This is a genomic window from Streptomyces sp. A 4/2 (genome assembly GCF_940670765.1).
Taxonomy (GTDB): Bacteria; Actinomycetota; Actinomycetes; order Streptomycetales; family Streptomycetaceae; genus Streptomyces.
Genome location: NZ_CALNVW010000020.1, coordinates 289,652 through 308,682, shown reverse-complemented (window position 1 = coordinate 308,682; position 19,031 = coordinate 289,652). Strand labels below are relative to the sequence as shown.

The following is a 19,031-nucleotide window of genomic DNA, read 5'->3' as shown; positions in this document are numbered from 1 at the left end:
GCCATCCTCCTGGAACGCTCCCTCAACGAACGGTGGCGGTACCATCGCTCGACTCCCCTCAGTAGGTGCAGGGTTGCTCCCTCCCGGAGGAGGCAGCGTCCCTGCGCATGCCGGGCAGACCCGTCGGTGCCGTGGTACTCAGGGCCTGGTCGTCACCCGGTAGGCGATTTCGGCGTCGGCGGTGGTGCCACCGTTGCGGGCGGTGATGGTGAACCTGCTCGCGCCGGTGCGGGTCGGAACGCCGGTGATACCGCCGGTGTCCTTGTTGAGGGTGAGACCGGCCGGAAGGCCACCGGACGTGACCTCGTACCGGGTGGTCTGCGGAGTGCTCGAGGTCACCTTGAACGCGTACAACTCACCGGCGCGGGCATCCGGCGGCTCCGGCGTCGTGAACCCCGGCGTCGGGGCCTTGACCTGCTGCGGCTCGCCGATCGGCCGGCCGGACGAGTCCACCGGGCGCAGCGACCATTCCTGATCGGGCGTCACCTCGCTCAAGTGCCAGTACGTGCTCGGGTCGCCCAACTTCTGCTTCTGATCGGCGGTGAACGCGCCGCTCCTGCGCGCGGACTCCCAGGTCTTGACCGCCTGTAGCAACGCGGCCGTGTTCGATCCGGAAGCGAGGCTCTGCACGCTGGTTTCGAAGTTGATTCCGGCGTTCAGGGACGCCGCGCGCGCCATGGTGACTTCGATCGTCTGAAGGCTGTCGTCGCCGGAGAATCCCTGCTGGCCCATCATCCCGGGCAGGTAGTTGGCGCGGTAGAACGTGTTGCTGCGGATGAGCTGTTCGTAGCTCGTGCTGCCGATCTCGCCCCAGCTGGCCCGGGACTGGGCATCCCAGGTGTTGGAAGAGAGGTTGCTGCACTCGGTGATGAACTCCTTGGAGCCGAGCTGCCGGTAGACGCCGTTGACCAGGCGGGCGAATCCGTAACCGCCCCAGCCGTTGTAGCCCGCCGACTCCAGTCCGTCGTAGGACGTGGCCCGGACGCCGGTGTCGTTGTACGCGGTGGCCAGCCGGGTCGCCATCTCGTCGATGATCGGCAGCCCGCCTATCGCGCCGCCGTAGCCGTTCTGGATGAGCCGGGCGCCACGGGTGCCGGCCGGACAGGGCCGGGCGGCCGATCCCCACTGCGCCCGCGCCAGTCCGTCGACCCGCCACTCGGACGTACCGACCTTCGTGACCGTGCCGTAGGTGAGGATCTCGTCCCCGATCCGCAGCCGGGTGCCATCGACGCCGGGCCCCAGCGGGCGGTCGGCGTCCACGTACAGGGTGGTGTCCGAACCGCCGAGCGGGCGGGTCAGTGTGAAGCTCCCTCCCTCCGCGAGCCGCGGATCGGCAGGCGCCTTCACGTACGGGTCGTCGGCGTCGATGAAGTCGGACAGGGTGTGCACGCCGACCTCGGCTCCCTCCTTGGCCGCCGTGGCCACCAACTGGGCCGCAGCGGCGTCGGATCCGCCGAACGAGCTGTTGAACTGGTAGTGCCCGTGCGACACCCAGGGGCCGTCACCGGTGATGGCGTAGATGTTCCTGACCCCGGCCTGCACGGCGTAGCGCCCGGCGGCGGCGGCATTGCTCGTGTCGAGGTCGTGGATCCAGAAGTGGGACTGAGACGTGCGCTGGGCCGCCTTCTGCCACTGGCCTCCGATGGTCGGGTACGCCTGGCCGTGCTCCTCGGCGATCTGACTCAGCACGGTGAGCGCGAGCTCCGGTGCACTGCCGAACAGCGCGATCTTCGACCCGACGATGCGGCCTTCCGGCGCGGGAAGCGGCCCGAGCGGGATCTCGTATCCGTTGGTGCGCTGACGGAGACGCACACGGCTGTAGTCGTAGGTCGTGGCACGCAGAACGCTGCCCCAGGTGGTCTTCGCCGCGACGTTGCTCGCCAGCCACTCGTCCTTCGCGCCGGTCTGCAGTCCGTACGGGTTCCAGATGAGATCCGGGCCGAACCCGTAGGCCAGGTGCTCGTTCGGCCACCCGCCCACGGTCTTGTCGTTGAGCGGGCGAACCCCGAGGACGACTTCGCTGTTACCGACCACTCCGGCGGTCTCACCGATCGTCTGGGCGATCTTCGTCGGCAGCGGGCCCCACAGCAGTGTCTGCACGTCCACACCGGGTGCTGCCGTCAGGCCGACCACTTCGAGTGTGGAGTGGGTGGCGAACCTGACGACCTTTACCTCGATCGTCGTCCTCGCGCTGCGGAAAACCAGGACTCGCCGGTCGCGCGGTGAGGCCTTCACCTCGACAGGAACCTCCTGCGTGCCGTCGGCCACCACGCTGACCAGCGGCACCGATGTGCCTGCCGCCAGATAGTCGGTGTCACTGCGCAGATCCACCAGGCTGTTCACCCGGCCGGAGTTGCTGAGCCCCACCGACAGGAAGCCCGCGATGATCCGCTGCGCCTGAGACGTCCCACCGGTGCCTGTCTGCACCGCCTGAGCGGTGGCGGCGGCAGGCACCAGCGTCCCCATCGCCGTGATCGAACTCAGGCCGCTGACAGCCAGAAAGCGACGTCTGTCCATATTTCCTCCGAGGCCGAAGCGAATTTCGTGCCGGAAAGGGGTATCGACCGGCGGCACCCGCACGGTTCGGGCATTTCCGTGGGATACGAACAGCAAGGGGGACGACGAACGTGCATCCCTGCGGCTGTGCCTGGGTCGAGATCCCTTGCCTCTCCCGGGCGGACGCCCAGCACAAGTGCGACCTAGCGTGCAGCTGACCGCGGGGCGAGTCAAGGCTTAGTTAGGATCTATCTGGAGTTCGATCACTCGCGTACGGGCTTCCCGGGCAGGCGCAGGAGTGTTCGTCCCGCAGCCGGCCATTCAATGCATCACATCTATCGTGTCAATCCGCGACAGATAGTTGCGCTTTATCCCTTGACACTGTTGTGGACGGACTTCGATACTCAGAGCGCTTTCGATGGAGGAACGCTCGGGGGAGCGGCCACCCTCGAACGCAGTAGGACTCTCCGGGGAGTCCGAAGCATGTGGCGGGATCGGCGGACGGCCGGGAGCGGGATTTCCCCACCTCGTCATGGAACGACAGGGCAGCGACACGCCGCCGCCTCCGAAAGCGACGGGTAAGGGAAGAGACGCATGACACGCAAACCGACACTCCTGGGGGCAGCCGCCCTCGCAGGTGCACTGGTCCTGACCGGATGCACGGCCGGCGGCGCCGGCGGGAGTGCGTCCTCGGGCGACAAAGTCACCCTGACCTTCCTCACCTTCGAAACGCCGAACCTCGATGCGAAGTACTGGGACGCGGCGATCGCCAGGGCCTCGGCGAAGGTGCCCGGGGTGACCATCAAGAAGCTCGTGTCACCCAGCGCGGACCGCACCGGATACGCGAAGCAACTGGACAGTACGGGCCAGTTCCCGGACATCATGATCGGCTTGAACCCCGCCGGGTTCGCCGAGGCGCACAAGCTGGCGGCATGGTCGGACAGCGAGCTCGCCACGTACGCCGAGCCCCACGCCAACACGTACGACGGAAAGGTCTACCAGCTGCCCTATGCCGCCCAGACGACGCTGGTCTACTACAACAAGGGCGACTTCACCAAGGCCGGCATCGGCGCTCCGCCACGTACCTACGCCGAACTGCTGGCCGACAACGCCAAGTTGAAGGCGAAGGGGATCAATCCGATGGTGGTCGGCGGTGGCGGCAAGGACTCCTGGGCGGATATGTTCCCGCTGATCTGCACGGTGGCCACCGACGTGTACAAGAAGACCCCGGACTGGCTGTCCCAACGCACGGCGGGCAAAGTCAAGTTCACCGACCGGGCGTTCGTCACCGCTGCCGGGAAGGTCGCCGACCTGGCCCACAAGGGTTACGTGGACCGGGCGGGGCTGTCGCGTTCCTACGCGGACACCGAGCAGGCATTCCGCGACGGCAAGGGCGCCATGTACCCGATGGGCAGTTGGTTCTCCGCCTCGGCCGACGCCAAGAAGCCGAGCTTCGACACGGGTGTCTTCGCATGGCCCACCGACCAGGGAGCGCCTGCGCTCCCTGGCGTCACCGGCGGCGGGATGACGGTGAGTTCCAAGGCGTCAGATGTGAAACTCGCCAAGAAATGGGCGAAGGCCTTCATGGAGGACCACAAGAACCTCGACGCCGCCGTCAAGGCCGACGGGCTCATCATCGACATCAAGGGCTACACACCGCCGGACAACATGGGACCGGTCTACAAAGCGACCGTCGCGGCGTACCGGCAGGCCCAGAAGGCTGACGGGATCGTCAACTCGTTCTCCCAGGAGACCGGCGACGGCTCCATGCCGCCCGGCCTGTCCGACAAGGCAGCAGCAGGAGTCCAGAAACTCCTCAGCGGCCGTATGACAGCCGCACAGTTCGGCGCCTACATGGACGAGCAGTGGGACAAGGCCACCCGGTAATGCGAATCCGCACCCTCACCCGACCGGAAGGTTCGCCTGCCACGCCCGGGAAACCGGGCGCTCCAGGAGGACCGCAGCCGACCATTGCCCTGAAGCGGTCGCCACGACGGCCCCGGCAGGCACGTTCGAGAGACGGACTGAGCCGCTTCGCCCTCTTCGCGGTGCCGGGTCTCCTGGTCTACCTGGCCCTTGTGCTCGTGCCCATCGGCATCACGGTCGGCTACAGCTTCACCAACAAGAACCCCTTCAACCCGCCGACCCAGTGGGTAGGCCTGTCCAATCTGACCAGCCTCTTCTCCGACGACGAATTCCTCAAGGCACTCGGGAACACCGCCCTGGTCACGGCAATCGTGACCGTCGTCACCAACGCGGGCGGACTGGCTCTGGCCATGCTCCTCGACCGGCGGGGCTGGCTGTACAACGCACTCCGCAGCGTGTTCTTCGTCCCGGTCGTTCTCAGCGCCGTGGTGGTCAGCGTCATCTGGCAGGCGATCCTCGTCGACGACGGCCTGCTCAATTCGATGCTGCGTCAGCTGGGGGTGAGCAACCCGCCGGGATGGCTCTCCGATCCGAGCCTGGCCCTCTACACGGTCTCGTGGGTCATCGCCTGGCAGAGCCTCGGCTTCTGCGTGGTCATCTACCTGGCCGGACTGCAGGGAATCCCACAGGAGTTGCAGGAAGCGGCGGCGATCGACGGCTGTGGACCATTCATGCGGTTCCGCCATGTCACCTGGCCGATGCTGGCGCCCGCCGTCACCATCAACACGGTGATGTCGCTGATCGGCGGATTCAAGGCATACGACCAGATCCAGGTCCTCACCAACGGCGGCCCCGGCCCCGGCACCACATCCACCCTGGCCTTTCAGGTGATCCAGACCGCGTTCAACGGGAACCACGTCGGCTATGCCTCCGCCATGGCTGTGGCGATGCTGGTCCTGGTAGCGGCTATTTCGGTGATCGCGCTCGGGCTGTTGCAGAAACGCGAGGTTTCTTCCTGATCATGAACGAACCCAGGACTTGGCTCCGTCCGGTTGCCGCACTGCTCGCAGGCATCCTGTTCATCGTGCCGATCTACCTCGTGCTGGTCAATGTGTTCAAGAACGGTTCGGAGATCGTTTCGAACCCGATGGGTCTGCCGATCCCGCCGACCTTGGACAACATCCACAGTGTGCTGTCCCGACCGGACCACCTCTTCTGGTACGGCCTGGTCAACAGCACGGAGGTCACCGTGATCTCCATCCTCGTCATCACCGCGATCTCCGCCATGCTCGGCCACTACCTGGCGCGGGCGACCGGGGTCCTCGCCAAGGTCGCCATGGTGGCGCTGCTGTGCGGCCTGATGGTGCCGCCGGCGGTCATCCTCACCCCGATCACCGAGGTGCTCAGGGCTCTTGGCCTCATGAGTACCGTGCCCGGCCTGATCCTGGCGTACGTCGGCTACTACATGCCGTTCGGCGTCTTCGTCTTCGCCGGCTTCGCCAAGACGATCCCACGCGAAGTGGAAGAGGCAGCGGCCATCGACGGCGCAAGCGCATTTCGTGCCTTCTGGCAGGTGGTCTTCCCCTTGATGCGACCGGCATCGGCCAGTGTGCTGATCTTCCTCGGCGTCTGGATCTGGAACGACTTCCTCAACCCGCTGATCATCCTGGGTCCGGCCACCGGCACCACGGTGACCGTCGGGATCTATCGCGCCATCGGCGAACACCAGGCGGACTTCGGCACGGTCTTCGCCCTCATGTTCCTGGCGACACTGCCCATCCTCGTGTTCTACCTGGCCTTCCAGAAGCAATTCGTCAAGGGCCTCACGGGTGGAGCGACGAAGGGCTGATCGGCCGCAGGACGACGTCGGGCGACCGGCGCACGAAGGCGGCCTGGCCGCTCGGGCCAGTGTGCTCCGGCTGCTACCGGACCCGGCGTGCTGACAGACAATCTGATCCGAAGCCCGGGGCAAGTGCCCCGGGGCTTCGGCGCAGGCCGGGTCACCTGCTCCGCAACAGCAAGGAGCCCACGAGGACCAGGGCCTGCGGCGCTCGGGCTGCGAGCTCTCCAACTGCTGCGGAGAGGATCGAACATGACCTCGGACGACGACATGCTGTGGCGTCGCTGCGCGTACCTGGGTCGCGTCCTGCCGCCACTACTGGACCAGGAGTGTGGCGTCAGGATCGCGCCGAGAGCGGCTGCGGTCCTGGGGCATCTGCACGGCGGTGGGGGAACGACTCATCGAGGTCTTCGCGGCCTCGGCTGCCCACGCTGTCGCGGTGGACGCTTCCTTGTCCGCAGCAGAGTTCGAGACTCTGCCCGTCGAAATCCTCCGGCTGTACGTCTATAAGGGCGCTCGCCCCAGCCGGCCCAACGGCAGACCACCGGCCTGCGGCAGACCAAGGGCCGGTAACGGACCGCAGGCCGACGGTCGTTACCAGCCCGGCTGGTCGAATCCGATGCCGGGGGCTGTGGGGGCTCGGACCAGACCGTCGGCACCCACTGCGGGTTCGCGTATGACGGGGTTGGTGTAGACGAGGGACTCGTAGTAGGTGGTGTTGGGTATGGCCATGCAGAGATGGGCGTTGACGATTCCGGTGCCGTGCACTTCGGCACGCAGTTGGTAGCTGTCGGCGAGGTGGGCGATGCGGAGTGCTCCGGTGATGCCGCCCTTGTACTGTGCGCTGGTCCTGATGCGGCCCGCGGTGCCTGCGGCGATGAAGTCGCCGGCGTTCAGGTGTGCGCCGTCGGAGGTTTCTGCGACGAGGAGGGGGATGTCGACTTGTTCGGCCAGCCAGCGGTAGGAGGTGACGCTGAATTCGCGCATGGGTTCCTCGTACCAGAGGTACCCGGATTCGGAGAGGGCGTGGCCGAGGTGGATCGAGTCGGCGAGATCGAATCCGGCTGATCCGTCGTACATGAGCGGGACGTCGTCGCCGACGTGTGCGCGTAGCCTCTGGCAGAGTGCTGCATCTGCTTTCGGGTCGCCCCAGCCGTGGAGTTTGATGGCTGCGTAGCCCAGTTCCAGGCACTGGTCGGCTACGTCGAGGTACTCCTCGGTGCTGTTGAAGGTGACTGTGCTCGCGTAGGCGGGTATGGCTTCGCGGTACGGGCCGAGGAGCCGGTGGACCGGCTGTCCAGTTGCTTTGCCCGCCAGGTCCCACAGGGCTACGTCGACGAGGCCGAGCGCGTAGATCGGAAGTTCTTCGATGCGGTCGAGTTCCCACAGCCGGTGCCAGAGCAGTTCGCGCATCAGCGGGTCGCGGCCGGTCAGGTCCGCACGGATGCGACGGTTCACCAGGTCGGAGACGATCACTCCGCGCCGTGTGTGTGCTTCACCCACCAGGCCCTCGTCGGTGTGGACGCGCAGGATCCCGCCCACTACCGCAGGCTCTGAACCGGGCAGCCCGGCCCGCCACCGGAAGGGCGGCTGGGCGGGCAGGTCGACCATTTCCACGGTCACATCGGTGATTCGCATGGATGTCCTTCACGGCTGGAGGTCCGGAGTTCAGGAGAGGACGAGGCCGCTGGTCGTCACATTCCGGCCTCGGCACCATTCGTATGTTTCAGATACATGATGCGATCCGAGTTAGTGAATCACACTCAAACTCGCGATACCAGGGTCCAGTAGCTCCAGGCTCTTCCCGTCTCGGCTGAGTTGTTCGATCGCGCCGCCCCGAGCGGCTCCGTCGCCGGTCAATGCCGTTGAACCCGCTGTCGCCGCGTCGGGGTTTCCAGGGCCTCGCGCCGTTCAGGCTCGTAAAGGCCTGGCCATGTGTCAGATCTATCGTGCGGCCGTACCTTCGCTCATGGGCAGGTATCCGGTCCGCAGCCGGTCCCGGCACCGCCGTACGCCCGCGGCCCCCAGGGCCGGTTTCCTCCGGGGCCTGCTCGACGGTCGTATCGGGCGGTACCGCGGCTCCCGGGGCGGTCAGCACTTCCGCCCCGCACCAGCGAGGAGTTCCACGTCCGCGTGATCGCCGCGGGCCGTTCCAGGAAGTACAGCCACACCTGTCCCGCGACGAGAAGCAAGAGCGCGACCGCCACCAGAGGTACCGACCATTCCCGCAACAGGCGCAGTGGCCACGGGACATGATCCGTCTGACTGGTGGCCTGGTTGGCCGCCATGCCCAACAGTGCCCCGAGCAGCATGAGCAGGACGTCCAGGAAGGGGCTTGGCCGGACGACGGTCCACGCATCCCCCACCGGAATCGGAGGCCGTCACCGTCCCGGGCCCTCCGGCTCATGCGGCGCTGTTCGGCTCAACTGGCTTCTCCAGGCGGTGCGTTCACCTGGGCATGCCGAGGCGCTCAGTCACAGATTGATTCACCGGGAGTGGGATCACTGCTGACCGTGTGCGAAGTAGGCGGCCAGGTCCGCCGGTACGGGAGCGATGTCGACGGCCTTTCCTCCGTCCCGCAGTGACATGGTGGCCGCGTAGCCGGCGGCCACCGCTTCCCGGGCCGCCACCGGTGAGGTGACGGTGCTCCCGCCCTCCCGGACGAACCGCAGGAACTCCGCTACCAGCAGCGGATCGGCACCGCCGTGGGTGCCGGTCGGAGTGTGGACGGGGACCACCAGGTCGGCTTCGGCGCGGTATTCGGAGCGGCGGTTCCACACCCGGACCTCCGCTCCCTCGGAGTCGCCGAAGTTCTCGATTCGCCCCTCGGTGCCGATCACCGTGTAGTTGCGCCAGTAGTCCGGTGTGTAGTGGCACTGCTGGTAGCTGGCGAGGACGCCGTTGTCCAGCTGCATCTGCATCATGCTCAGGTCCTCCACGTCCACCACCGGGTTCAGACCGGTCAGGCCGAGGGGCGGCCAGTTGTCCTTCGACAACCAGTCGATCATCAGCTGCCCGCCGCGGTCCTGGCGCGAGGTGATGTCGCCGTAGACGGTCAGCCCTCCCATGGCGTTCACGCGCCGGGTGTATCCACCGGCCAGCCAGTGGATGACGTCGATGTCGTGGGCCCCCTTCTGCAGGAGCAGGCCAGTGGTGTTGCGCCGGTCGGCGTGCCAGTCCTTGAAGTAGAAATCTCCGCCGTGGCCGACGAAGTGGCGGCACCAGATGGCCTTCACCTCGCCGATGGCCCCGCTGTCGATCAGCTCGCGCATGGCCACCACGACCGGCATGTGCCGCATGTTGTGGCCGATGTACAGCGGGGTCCGGTACGAGCGGGCCGCCGCGAGGAGCCGGTCGCAGCCCTCGATGCTGATCGCCATCGGCTTGTCCAGGAACACCGGAACACCGGCCGCGAGGAAGTCCAGGCCGATCTCCTCGTGCGTGTGGTCGGGCGTCAGGACGAACACGCCGTCGAGCCCGGCATCGAGCAGCTCGTGGTGGTCCGCAGTGGTCCGCACCTGTTCGCCGAAGCGATTCCCGGCCTGTGCGAGCATCCGTGGATCGCGGTCGCAGGCCGCGGCCACCACGCTTCCTGAGCCCGGCCGATGGGCCAGCTCGACCAGATCGCTGCGCATGCCCAGTCCGATGGCGCCGAGCTTCATGTCGTCCAACGTGCTCCCCTTTCAAGGGATTTCGACAAGTTATGGTTGCTGTTGTGAGGGCGACGCCCTGGAGGGAATGCCGTGGTGCGGCACGAGGGCCGGCTCCGATGCGGAGGCCACCGGCGCCCCGGCGGAACCAGTGGCCGGTGATGGGTTCGTCCTGCAGGCCGGCCGGGCCGTCGCAGAGGGGCAGCGGGGGAGGGCCCTGGGGGGAACGGTGGGATACGGATGTCCGCAGTTCCCCCCCCCGGGGGGTGATGAAGGCTGATGTCCTTTTGGCGAGGCGGCGTGGATGAGACGGCGGACCGACCGCCGCCGTCCGCTGGACTCCCGGCGCCGGCGCGGTGACATCGGGGGTTCTACTCGCGTCGACGATGTGCTGCGGAGAATCGAGAGTGGTCGCCCAGGAGCGGTATAACGGCCGGGTAGGGATGGAACGACGTGGAGGAGACGGCGCGACCGGGACGGAGGAAAGTCTGGGGTCATCGGATTCTGGCGTCAAGGGTTTGAATATGATTCACTGAGCCAGTGTCGCATGATGTATCTGAAACATTTGGCCGGCGTCGAGACCAAGGTCTGCCGGACCGGCGGCCTCAAGAGGGAAGCGAGGCAAAGCCGTTGACCCACTCAGAGAAGGCCACCGCGCCGGCCCCTGTGCCTGCGGGCGCGGGAGGCGGCTACCGTCCCGGGTACGAGGTTGCAGCTGAGCGTGTCCTTGAGTTCATCGTCCGGGAGGGGTTGCAGCCGGGTGACCGGCTGCCCACGGAGAAGGATCTGGCCGATGAGGTGCAGATGAGCCGGACCGTGGTGCGGGAGGCGGTGAAGATCCTTTCGGCGTTGGGGCGGCTGTCCGTGCAGAAGGGGCGCGGCATCTATGTGGCCGAGCCGGAGCAGTCCTCCTGGCAGCAGTCGCTCGTCAACTTCTTGCCCGCGGATCTGCGGCAGGTGGACGAGCTCTTCGAGTTCCGCCGCCATCTGGAGACCACCACCACGAACCTGGCTTCGCAGCGTGCCACTCCCGCGCAGGTCAGGGCCGTGCGCGAAGCTGCGCGCCAGTCCGTGGAGGCGGCGGGGCAGGGTGACATCGATGCTTTCACCCTTGCCGACGAGGCCTTCCATACCGGTATCGCGGCCGCTGCTGCCAATATGTTCTTCGCGTCGACGGTGGAGGCGATGCGGCGTCTGCAGCGGCAGGTCACGACCATAGGGCTGGCCGGCATCGCGGGAGGATCCCTGCGGGTGGCCGCCGAACAGCACGAGGCCATCGCCGAGGCCATCGCTTCCGGAGAGACCAGCCGCGCCGAAGCGCTGATGGCCGAGCACATCGACATGACCGCCCAGCAGTTCCAGCAGGAGATCTGGCGCCGCGTCGTACCCGGCGACGAGCCCAAGCCCTGAACCGGCGGACATCCGACCGTAGGACCGGGCGTCCGGAACACCGGCACTGCTGATTCCTGCCGCGATGCTGTGACCGCAGATGTTCCCCGCAGTGCCGGTCCGTGCGGCCGGTTCGTCGATCACCGAGGCGGCCGACGCCACCATCGGGCCTGTCGCCACCGTCAAGCCTGCCGCCGGGGTCGAACGGCGGCAGGCGCGACGCCTGCGCCGGTCGGCATCGCCGCAACAGGCTTCTTCCGCCACTGGTCAAAATGATGGTCATTGGTGTTGTCAGGTACTTGACTATGCGTCAATTCGGACAACAAACTGCCGAACTGCGGGGCGTGAGGCCTGAGTTGTGTCGGAGTTGCACCGAATGACGTCATCGCTGGTTCAGGTCCGGCACAGGCCCTGGGCTGCCCTTCATGGCCAAGCCTGATGACACGTCCCGGACGACGCACGACGGACGACGGACGACGGAGGACAGGATGGACGAGCGGAAGCGACGCAGGCTTCGGCGGCCGAGCGTGGCCGCGGTCTGCGCGATCGCATGCGCGGTGGGGCTGAGCGCCACCTACGGCAGTCCCGCCGTGGCGCAGACCTCGCACATGGCGCCAAGTACCCCGGCCTACCTGGACACGCACTACTCGTTCCAGGAGCGTGCCGCGGACCTGGTGTCGAGAATGACGCTCCAGGAGAAGGCGCAACAGCTCAGCACGAACAGCGGGCCCGCCATCCCACGGCTGGGCGTCCAGCAGTACACGTACTGGAGCGAGGGGCAGCACGGCGTCAACAGCCTGGGTGCCGACCAGAACAACGGCGGGGTGAAGGGAGGCGTGCACTCCACCAGCTTCCCGACCAACTTCGCCGCGTCCATGTCCTGGGACAAGGACCTGATGTACCAGGAGAGCACCGCGATTTCGGATGAGGCGCGCGGCTTCCTGGACAAGTCCCTGTTCGGCACCGGGCAGAACAATCTGGGTCCCTCCGCCGACGACTACGGCGATCTGACCTACTGGGCCCCGACGGTCAACCTGGACCGCGACCCGCGGTGGGGTCGCACGGACGAGGCGTTCGGCGAGGACCCGTACCTCGTCGGCCAGATGGCCGGCCAGTTCATCGACGGCTACGAGGGCAACAACCAGGACGGCAGCTCGCAGACCGGCTACCTCAAGGTCGCCGCGACCGCCAAGCACTACGCGCTCAACAACGTCGAGGACGACCGCACCGGCATCAGCTCCGACGTCAACGACACCGACCTGCGCGACTACTACACCGCCCAGTTCCGCGACCTCATCGAGAACGCGCACGTGTCCGGCCTGATGACCTCGTACAACGCGATCAACGGCACCCCGTCCACCTCGGACACCTACACCACCAACGAACTCGCCCAGCGCACCTACGGTTTCAACGGCTACATCACCTCGGACTGCGGCGCGGTCGGTACCAACTGGAGGCAGTTCCCCGGTGGCCACGACTGGGCACCGCCCGGCTGGACCACCGACCACGACGCCGACAGCCCGACCTGGACCCGGACCGCCACCGGCAGGACCATGTCGGGCCAGGCGGGCGGCCAGGCGTACTCGCTGCGGGCGGGCACCGACCTCAACTGCACCGGCGACGAGGCCACTACCGCGAACATCGAGCAGGCCATCGACGCCGGCGCGCTCAGCGAGGGCGTCATCGACACCGCGTTGGTGAAGGTCTTCACCATCCGCATGGAGACCGGTGAGTTCGACCCGGCCGGGAGCGTGAAGTACACCTCGATCACCAAGGACCAGATCGAAAGCCCGGCTCACCAGCAGTTGGCGGCGAAGGTCGCCGACAACTCGCTGGTGCTGCTGAAGAACTCCGCACCGGCCGCCGCGAGCCCGTTGCTCCCGGTCGACCCGTCGAAGACGAAGAAGGTCGTCATCCTGGGCGACATGGCGAACACCACTTCCCTCGGACTGTATTCGGGCGAACCGGATCACACCACGAGCCCGGTGCAGGGCATCACCGACGAGGTGAAGGCCGCCGACCCGGGCGCCGATGTGGTCTTCGACGCCGCCGGCACCTCCTCGACCTCCACCACCGCGGCGACGCTCAGCGACCGGACGAAGGCCGACATCAAGGCCGCCGACCTGGTCGTGATATTCGCCGGTACCAACACGGGCAACGCCGACGAGGGCAAGGACCGCACCAACCTCGCCATGCCCGGCAACTACGACTCGCTGATCGACCAGACCTCCGCTCTGGGCAACAGGAAGCTGGCGCTGGTCATCCAGTCCGACGGCCCGGTGAAGATCGACGACCAGCAGGCGAAGGTCTCCTCGATCGTCTTCAGCGGCTTCAACGGCCAGGCCCAGGGCACCGCGCTCGCCGACGTGCTCTTCGGCAAGCAGAACCCGTCCGGGCGCCTCAACTTCACCTGGTACAAGGACGAGTCGCAGCTTCCGGACAAGTCCGACTACGGGCTGACCCCCGGTGAGACCGGTGGCCTCGGCCGCACCTACCAGTACTTCACCGGCACCCCCACCTACCCGTTCGGCTACGGCCTGAGCTACAGCTCCTTCTCCTACTCGCACATCGACGCCGACCACACGCAGATCACTCCGGACGGCTCGGTGAAGATCGGCGTCGACGTCAAGAACACCGGCAAGGCTGCCGGCGCGACCGTCGCGCAGCTCTACGCGGCCACGCCGTTCAAGGTCCAGGGTGTCCAGTTGCCGCAGAAGCGGCTGGCCGGCTTCGCGAAGACCGACGTACTCGAACCCGGCCGGACCCAGCACCTGAACATCACCGTCAAAGCCTCCGACCTGTCGAGCTGGGACGCCGCGAAATCCCGGCAGACGGTCTACAACGGTCCCTACCAGTTCCAGGTCGGCCCGGACTCCGCGCACCCCGCGGGCACCGCGACCGTACGCATCAGCGGTCGCCTCACCCCGAAGGTGCGGACCGTCACGGTGCAGCCGGAGAGCGTCGTCCACAACGCGGGCGACACATTCAGCCTCACCGGCAAGAACCAGTGGATCAAGGACGACACCGACCACTCCAAGGAGCAGCGCGACACGTCGATCACCGCGGACAACGTCGTGGAGGCGGTCAACAACGACCAGTCCTTCGTGAACCTGAACACCACCAGGCCCACCTACAGGAGTAGTGACACCAAGGTCGCCACCGTCGACAAGAACGGCACCGTGCACGCGGTCGCCGACGGTGTCGCCACCATCTCCGTCACGGTCAGTGGGGTGTCCGGCTCGACCCCCGTCGTGGTGCGCAACTCCCTGAAGCTCGGCGCGCCGACGGTCGCCGAGGCCGGTTCCACACTCACCGCGACCACCACCTACACCAACGGCTCGGCCGCCGCAGTGAACAACATCAGGGTTGGGCTGACGGCGCCCGACGGCTGGACCGCCACCGCCGACACCCCGGCCACCTTCCACCAGGTCGGCGCAGGAGAGGCCGTCAGCACCACCTGGTCGGTGACCGTCCCGGCCGCCGCCGACCCGGCCTCCTTCACGCTGGGCGCCACCGTCAGCACACCTGGCGGCGACCACACCGCGGATGCGGCGGTCACCGTGCCGTACGCCTCACTGACCGCCGCCTCCACCAACCCTGGAATCAGCAGCGACGACAACACCGGGGCCGGCAACTTCGACGGCGGGGGCGCCAGCCTCTCCAGCCAGGCGCTACAGGCCGTCGGCTGGACTCCCGGCAAGAGCACCGCCCATGACGGGATCTCCTTCCCGTGGCCGGCCACCGCCGGTACCGGAAGGCCCGACAACGTGGTGGCCGGTGGCCAGGCGATCGAGATCACCGGCACCGGTACCAAGCTGGGTTTCGTCGGCGCGAGTGCCTTCGGCAGCGCGTCCGGCAGCGGCACCATCACCTATACCGACGGCACCACCCAGAGGTACGCGCTGACTCTCGCCGACTGGTGGTCGAAGACCGCTTCCCCGGGCAGTGACATCGCAGCCGGCCTGCCGTACCTCAACAACAGCGGCGGGCAGTCGCAGCAGCCCGTGAACATCTATGCCGCGACGGTCGACCTGCTGCCCGGCAAGACCGTGCAGGCCGTCACCCTGCCGAACGTCAGCAGCAGCGCGACCGACAAGGTACTCGCCATGCACCTCTTCTCCGTGGCCGTCGGCGGCTGACCCCTGTCGCTGGAAGGGGCCGGCAGCCGCAGCAGACGTAGGTCAGGCACCGTGGGGTGCACGGTGCCTGGTTGTCCCACCAGGATCAGGGGAGCAGGTACTGCCTCCTGCCGGGCTGTGCCGCCGCCGACGGCAGCACGGCGAACGGCGGCGGCCGACGAACTCTCTGCCTGAGCTTCACGGACAAGGTTCTTGACGGCGGGAACACCGAGAAGGCAGCCTGCGGCTGACCATTCGCAACACCCCGGGGGCCACGATCGAAACGCCAGTCAACCTGCGTGAGGTAGGACGGCTGCGGGTCCTTGAGGCCCTGCACTCCACCACGCACAGCAGCCGTCCCGAGCTGCTCCGGGCCACCGGGCTGTCCCGGGCTACCGTCTCCTCTCTGATCGCCGACCTGATCTCCGTCGGTCTGGTCATCGAGGACGAGGGACCGGAGGGCCCGGAACCGCGCCGCACCGGCAGACCCGCACAGTCCCTGTCGTTGGTGCCGACCGCGGGCTATGCGATCGGCGCGGACATCGGTCACCAACACGTCCGGGTGATCCTTTGCGACCTGTTCGGGTCGGTCCAGTGGGAGCACTGCGTGGCCAAGGAAGTGGACCGGGCGCCCGAGGAGACCCTCGACCTGGTCGCCGCACTGGTCGCGCGCGCCCTCCAGGAGAGCGGGATCGAGCGCTCCCGGGTGCTGGGGGCAGGGGTCGGTATCGCCTCGCCGGTGGAGAAGGACAGCGGCGCCCTCGGTGCCGAGGGCATCATGTCCGGCTGGGTCGGCATGCGGCTGACCGAAGAGCTCGAGCGCCGTACCGCGCTGCCGGTCCGCGTCACCAACGACGCCAACGCCGGCGCCCTCGCCGAGCGGATGTACGGCGCCGGCCGGCAGACCGGCGACATGGTCTACGTCCGGCTGTCGGCGGGCATCGGCGCGGGCATCGTCAGCAATGGGCGGCTGCTGCTCGGCGCCCGCGGACTCGCGGGCGAGATCGGGCACATCCCGCTCATCGCCGATGGCCTCATCTGCCGCTGCGGCAACCGCGGTTGCCTGGAGACGGTGGCCAGCCCCGTCGCCATCGCCCGCCTGCTGGCGGACAGTTGGGGCCATCCGGTCGCCGCCCGCGACCTGCCCGGACTCATCGAACAGCGCAACCCGGGCGCCCTGCGAGCCGTTCGCGACGCCGGCGACGCGGTCGGCCGCGCCCTGTCCAACCTGGTCACCCTCCTCAACCCTCGGCTCATCGTGGTCGGCGGCGACCTCGCGCGCGCGGGCAAGGACATCCTCGAACCGATGCGCGCCGGCGTGTGCAACCACACACTGCCCTCCGCCGCGGAGAGCGTCGAGATCGTCACCGGCGGTCTCGGCGACGGCGCCGAAGTCCGCGGCGCCGCCGGTCTCGTCCTCGCCGACGCCCCTCAGCTTCTGTCCGACCGTTCCTGCCGACCAGGCTGAACCGACCTTGGCCCGATGCCACTGGCCCAACGCCGCTCCTGATGGTGCTCTGCGGGGCGGATGCTTGGGGCCGGCTCCGGCTAGCGTTTGATGCCTACGCCTGCCAGCAGGCTGATCTGCGCGTCCGTGACCTCCGCCCCCTGGGTGGCGGGCCCGGCGGACCGCCAGCGGTGGCAGCAGCATATGCCGGGGGCGACCAGGTCGAGTCCCTCGAAGAAGCGACGGACGTCGCTGTGCGAACGGAACTGCACCGGAGACCCGGACTTCGTGTAGACCTCCGCGACCTTGTTCCAGGTGACGGGGTCGAAGTCGGGCGTGCAGTGGTTCATGGCGAGGGCGCTGCCCGCCGGGAGCGGGTCGAGCAGCCGGCGGACGATGGCGTACGGGTCGTGCGGGTCGGTGATGAAGTGCATGAGCGCGTTGAGGGAGAGGGCGATGGGCTGGTCGAAGTCCAGGACCCCCGCGTCCTCCACGGCGCTCATCAGCGCATCGGGGTCGGTGATGTCGGCCTCGACGTAGGCCGTGCGTCCCTGTGTCGTGCTGCGCATGAGGCGTTCGGCGTACTTGAGGACGAGCGGGTCGTTGTCCGCGTACACGATGCGGGCGTCGCGCGCGACGGACTGGGCGACCTGGTGCAGGTTGGGCTCGGTCGGGATGCCCGTACCGATGTCGAGCCACTGGCGGATGCCGTGCTCCTGCGCCAGGACCCGGGTGGCCCGGTGCATGAACGCCCGGTTCTCGCGCGCGGTCAGGTAGATGCCGGGGTGGGCCCGGGCGGCGACCAGGGCCGCCTCCTTGTCGATCTCGAAGTGGTCCTTGCCGCCGAGGAAGTAGTCGTACATCCGGGCCGAGTGTGCCTTGCTCGTGTCGAGATCGCGGCCGGCCTGACTGGTGGTCATGTTGCCCCCTTCATGTGTGTGTCGGTCGGTTCGCAGACCGGGTACGGGACCGGTGCCGCCGTTCCTTCTGCCCGCCGTCGGATCATCCGGTGGCCAAGTGATCGGCCAGGCCCTCTTTGACCCCGCGGACGAACGCCGCGATCTCCTCCGGCGTGTAGATCAGCGCCGGTCCGGCCGGGTCGGTGGACTGGCGTACGGCCACGCGGCCGTCGGCGAGTTGTTTCGCCTCGACGCACTGACCGCCGTTCGGCCCGCTCCAGGGGTGCTCCCAGCCCTGTTCCCCGAGATTGCGGGCCGGCATGCCGTTGTAGACGCCCTCGTCGGTGATCGTCATGAGTACTCCTTGCGCATGCGGTTCAAGAGCGCCTTGCTGTCCTCGGACGATGTCAGCAGCGCCATGCGGGAATGTGCCTCCAGATGGGAGACGACGTCCGCGCGCTGGTCCAGGTAGACCGAGGCGGACAGGAGTTCGCTGTAGACAATGTCGGGCAATTCGGGTTCTTCGAACCGGAAGTATGTGAACGGTGCGCACGCTCCGACATGCGCGCCCGCGGTGAAGGGCACGATGTCGAGGCTGACGTGCGCGAGATCGGAGACGTCCAGAAGTCGTTCGAGCTGCTCGCGCATGACGTGAGGGCCGTCCACCACCCGGTGCAGAACGGCTTCCTCCATGACCACCCACAACGTGGGGGCGTCCTCCCGCTCCAGCAGGCTCTGGCGGCGCAGCCGCAGCTCCACACGGCGTGCGAGCTCCTCGTCGCTGCCGTTCGGCATCCCGCCGCGCAGTACGGCGTGCGCGTAGTCGGGGGTCTGCAGAAGACCGGTGACGTACTGGGGTTCATACGTGCGGAGGATCTTGGCGCTCGTCTCCAGGCTGATGTACGCCGTGAACCAGCTGGGGACGGCATCGCGATAGGAGTGCCACCAGCCGGGCTTGTTGGCCTGCTCGGCCAGGTCGACGAACTCGTCGATCTCCTGGCGGCCCGCGCCGAAGGTCTCCAGGAGCTTCTCCGCGTAGAGAGGCTTCAGCGCGACCTCGGCCTTTTCCAGCCGGCGGACCGTCAGGGTCGTCACGCGCAGAGCCTTTGCCGCGTCCTCCAGCGAGGCACCGGCGCCTAGCCGCATTTCCTGCAGCCGACGGCCGAGGATCATGCGCAGAACTGTCGGCGCACTGGTGCTGGAACGGGCTTCGCTCACGCCCAACCTCCTGGGAAACCGTCAACAGCGCCATTGTTACAGCGATTTGATGTTGACGCCAGGCTGATAACAGTGCTGCTGAAATTATCAGGGAGTCGGTTGCAGCAT

Annotated in this window: 12 protein-coding genes; 6 read left to right on the top strand and 6 right to left on the bottom strand. The window is 67.4% G+C overall.

What is annotated here, in order from left to right; all coding sequences use genetic code 11:
- Positions 1 to 138: 138 nt before the first annotated feature.
- The gene (locus NBY69_RS16050; RefSeq protein ID WP_250301587.1) at positions 139 to 2,517 is read right to left on the bottom strand and encodes an Ig domain-containing protein; all 2,379 of its coding nucleotides are present in this window, start codon (positions 2,515 to 2,517) and stop codon (positions 139 to 141) included.
- Between the two features lie 573 nt (positions 2,518 to 3,090).
- Between NBY69_RS16050 and NBY69_RS16045 the strand changes: the two genes are divergently transcribed.
- The 3 genes from NBY69_RS16045 to NBY69_RS16035 are packed head-to-tail and all read left to right on the top strand — an operon-like array spanning position 3,091 to position 6,211.
- Entirely contained in the window at positions 3,091 to 4,383 is a 1,293-nt protein-coding gene (locus NBY69_RS16045) for an extracellular solute-binding protein (RefSeq protein ID WP_250301586.1), read from the top strand.
- Positions 4,383 to 5,381: a carbohydrate ABC transporter permease gene (locus tag NBY69_RS16040; RefSeq protein ID WP_374211279.1), complete on the top strand. Its 999-nt coding sequence runs from the start codon at positions 4,383 to 4,385 to the stop codon at positions 5,379 to 5,381. Before NBY69_RS16045 ends, NBY69_RS16040 begins: the two co-directional genes overlap by 1 nt.
- A 2-nt stretch (positions 5,382 to 5,383) precedes the next feature.
- Positions 5,384 to 6,211: a carbohydrate ABC transporter permease gene (locus tag NBY69_RS16035; RefSeq protein ID WP_250301584.1), complete on the top strand. Its 828-nt coding sequence runs from the start codon at positions 5,384 to 5,386 to the stop codon at positions 6,209 to 6,211.
- 585 nt (positions 6,212 to 6,796) lie between these two features.
- Here NBY69_RS16035 and NBY69_RS16030 read toward each other — a convergent pair.
- Both NBY69_RS16030 and NBY69_RS16025 read right to left on the bottom strand, forming a co-directional pair.
- Positions 6,797 to 7,840, bottom strand: a complete 1,044-nt coding sequence (locus NBY69_RS16030; RefSeq protein WP_250301583.1) for an enolase C-terminal domain-like protein — start codon at positions 7,838 to 7,840, stop codon at positions 6,797 to 6,799.
- Between the two features lie 863 nt (positions 7,841 to 8,703).
- Positions 8,704 to 9,864 (bottom strand): Gfo/Idh/MocA family protein, encoded by a 1,161-nt coding sequence (locus NBY69_RS16025; RefSeq protein WP_374211285.1) that lies wholly within the window; start codon positions 9,862 to 9,864, stop codon positions 8,704 to 8,706.
- A gap of 618 nt (positions 9,865 to 10,482) precedes the next feature.
- Here NBY69_RS16025 and NBY69_RS16020 point away from each other — a divergent pair.
- The 3 genes from NBY69_RS16020 (at position 10,483) to NBY69_RS16010 (ending at position 16,827) form a co-directional block, all read left to right on the top strand.
- Complete coding sequence (locus NBY69_RS16020; protein ID WP_250301581.1) at positions 10,483 to 11,262, top strand: FadR/GntR family transcriptional regulator; 780 nt, start codon at positions 10,483 to 10,485, stop codon at positions 11,260 to 11,262.
- A 467-nt stretch (positions 11,263 to 11,729) separates the two neighbouring features.
- Positions 11,730 to 15,380: a glycoside hydrolase family 3 C-terminal domain-containing protein gene (locus NBY69_RS16015; RefSeq protein WP_250301580.1), complete on the top strand. Its 3,651-nt coding sequence runs from the start codon at positions 11,730 to 11,732 to the stop codon at positions 15,378 to 15,380.
- A 487-nt stretch (positions 15,381 to 15,867) separates the two neighbouring features.
- Positions 15,868 to 16,827: an ROK family protein gene (locus NBY69_RS16010; protein ID WP_250301767.1), complete on the top strand. Its 960-nt coding sequence runs from the start codon at positions 15,868 to 15,870 to the stop codon at positions 16,825 to 16,827.
- A gap of 80 nt (positions 16,828 to 16,907) precedes the next feature.
- Here the strand turns inward: NBY69_RS16010 and NBY69_RS16005 are convergent, their stop codons facing one another.
- From NBY69_RS16005 to NBY69_RS15995, 3 genes are all read right to left on the bottom strand, one after another.
- Complete coding sequence (locus NBY69_RS16005; RefSeq protein WP_250301579.1) at positions 16,908 to 17,726, bottom strand: SAM-dependent methyltransferase; 819 nt, start codon at positions 17,724 to 17,726, stop codon at positions 16,908 to 16,910.
- Positions 17,727 to 17,808: 82 nt separating this feature from the next.
- Positions 17,809 to 18,060 carry a DUF397 domain-containing protein gene (locus NBY69_RS16000; RefSeq protein ID WP_250301578.1) on the bottom strand — a complete coding sequence of 84 codons (252 nt, stop codon included), beginning with the start codon at positions 18,058 to 18,060 and terminating at the stop codon, positions 17,809 to 17,811.
- Complete coding sequence (locus NBY69_RS15995) at positions 18,057 to 18,923, bottom strand: helix-turn-helix transcriptional regulator (RefSeq protein WP_250301577.1); 867 nt, start codon at positions 18,921 to 18,923, stop codon at positions 18,057 to 18,059. The genes NBY69_RS16000 and NBY69_RS15995 overlap by 4 nt, the downstream gene beginning before the upstream one ends.
- Between the last annotated feature and the right edge of the window lie 108 nt (positions 18,924 to 19,031).

Coding starts and splice junctions, on each gene's coding strand:
- NBY69_RS16050 (WP_250301587.1), bottom strand. CDS start 2,517: ATGGACAGACGTCGCTTTCTGGCTGTCAGCGGCCTGAGTTCGATCACG.
- NBY69_RS16045 (WP_250301586.1), top strand. CDS start 3,091: ATGACACGCAAACCGACACTCCTGGGGGCAGCCGCCCTCGCAGGTGCA.
- NBY69_RS16040 (WP_374211279.1), top strand. CDS start 4,383: ATGCGAATCCGCACCCTCACCCGACCGGAAGGTTCGCCTGCCACGCCC.
- NBY69_RS16035 (WP_250301584.1), top strand. CDS start 5,384: ATGAACGAACCCAGGACTTGGCTCCGTCCGGTTGCCGCACTGCTCGCA.
- NBY69_RS16030 (WP_250301583.1), bottom strand. CDS start 7,840: ATGCGAATCACCGATGTGACCGTGGAAATGGTCGACCTGCCCGCCCAG.
- NBY69_RS16025 (WP_374211285.1), bottom strand. CDS start 9,864: ATGAAGCTCGGCGCCATCGGACTGGGCATGCGCAGCGATCTGGTCGAG.
- NBY69_RS16015 (WP_250301580.1), top strand. CDS start 11,730: ATGGACGAGCGGAAGCGACGCAGGCTTCGGCGGCCGAGCGTGGCCGCG.
- NBY69_RS16005 (WP_250301579.1), bottom strand. CDS start 17,726: ATGACCACCAGTCAGGCCGGCCGCGATCTCGACACGAGCAAGGCACAC.
- NBY69_RS16000 (WP_250301578.1), bottom strand. CDS start 18,060: ATGACGATCACCGACGAGGGCGTCTACAACGGCATGCCGGCCCGCAAT.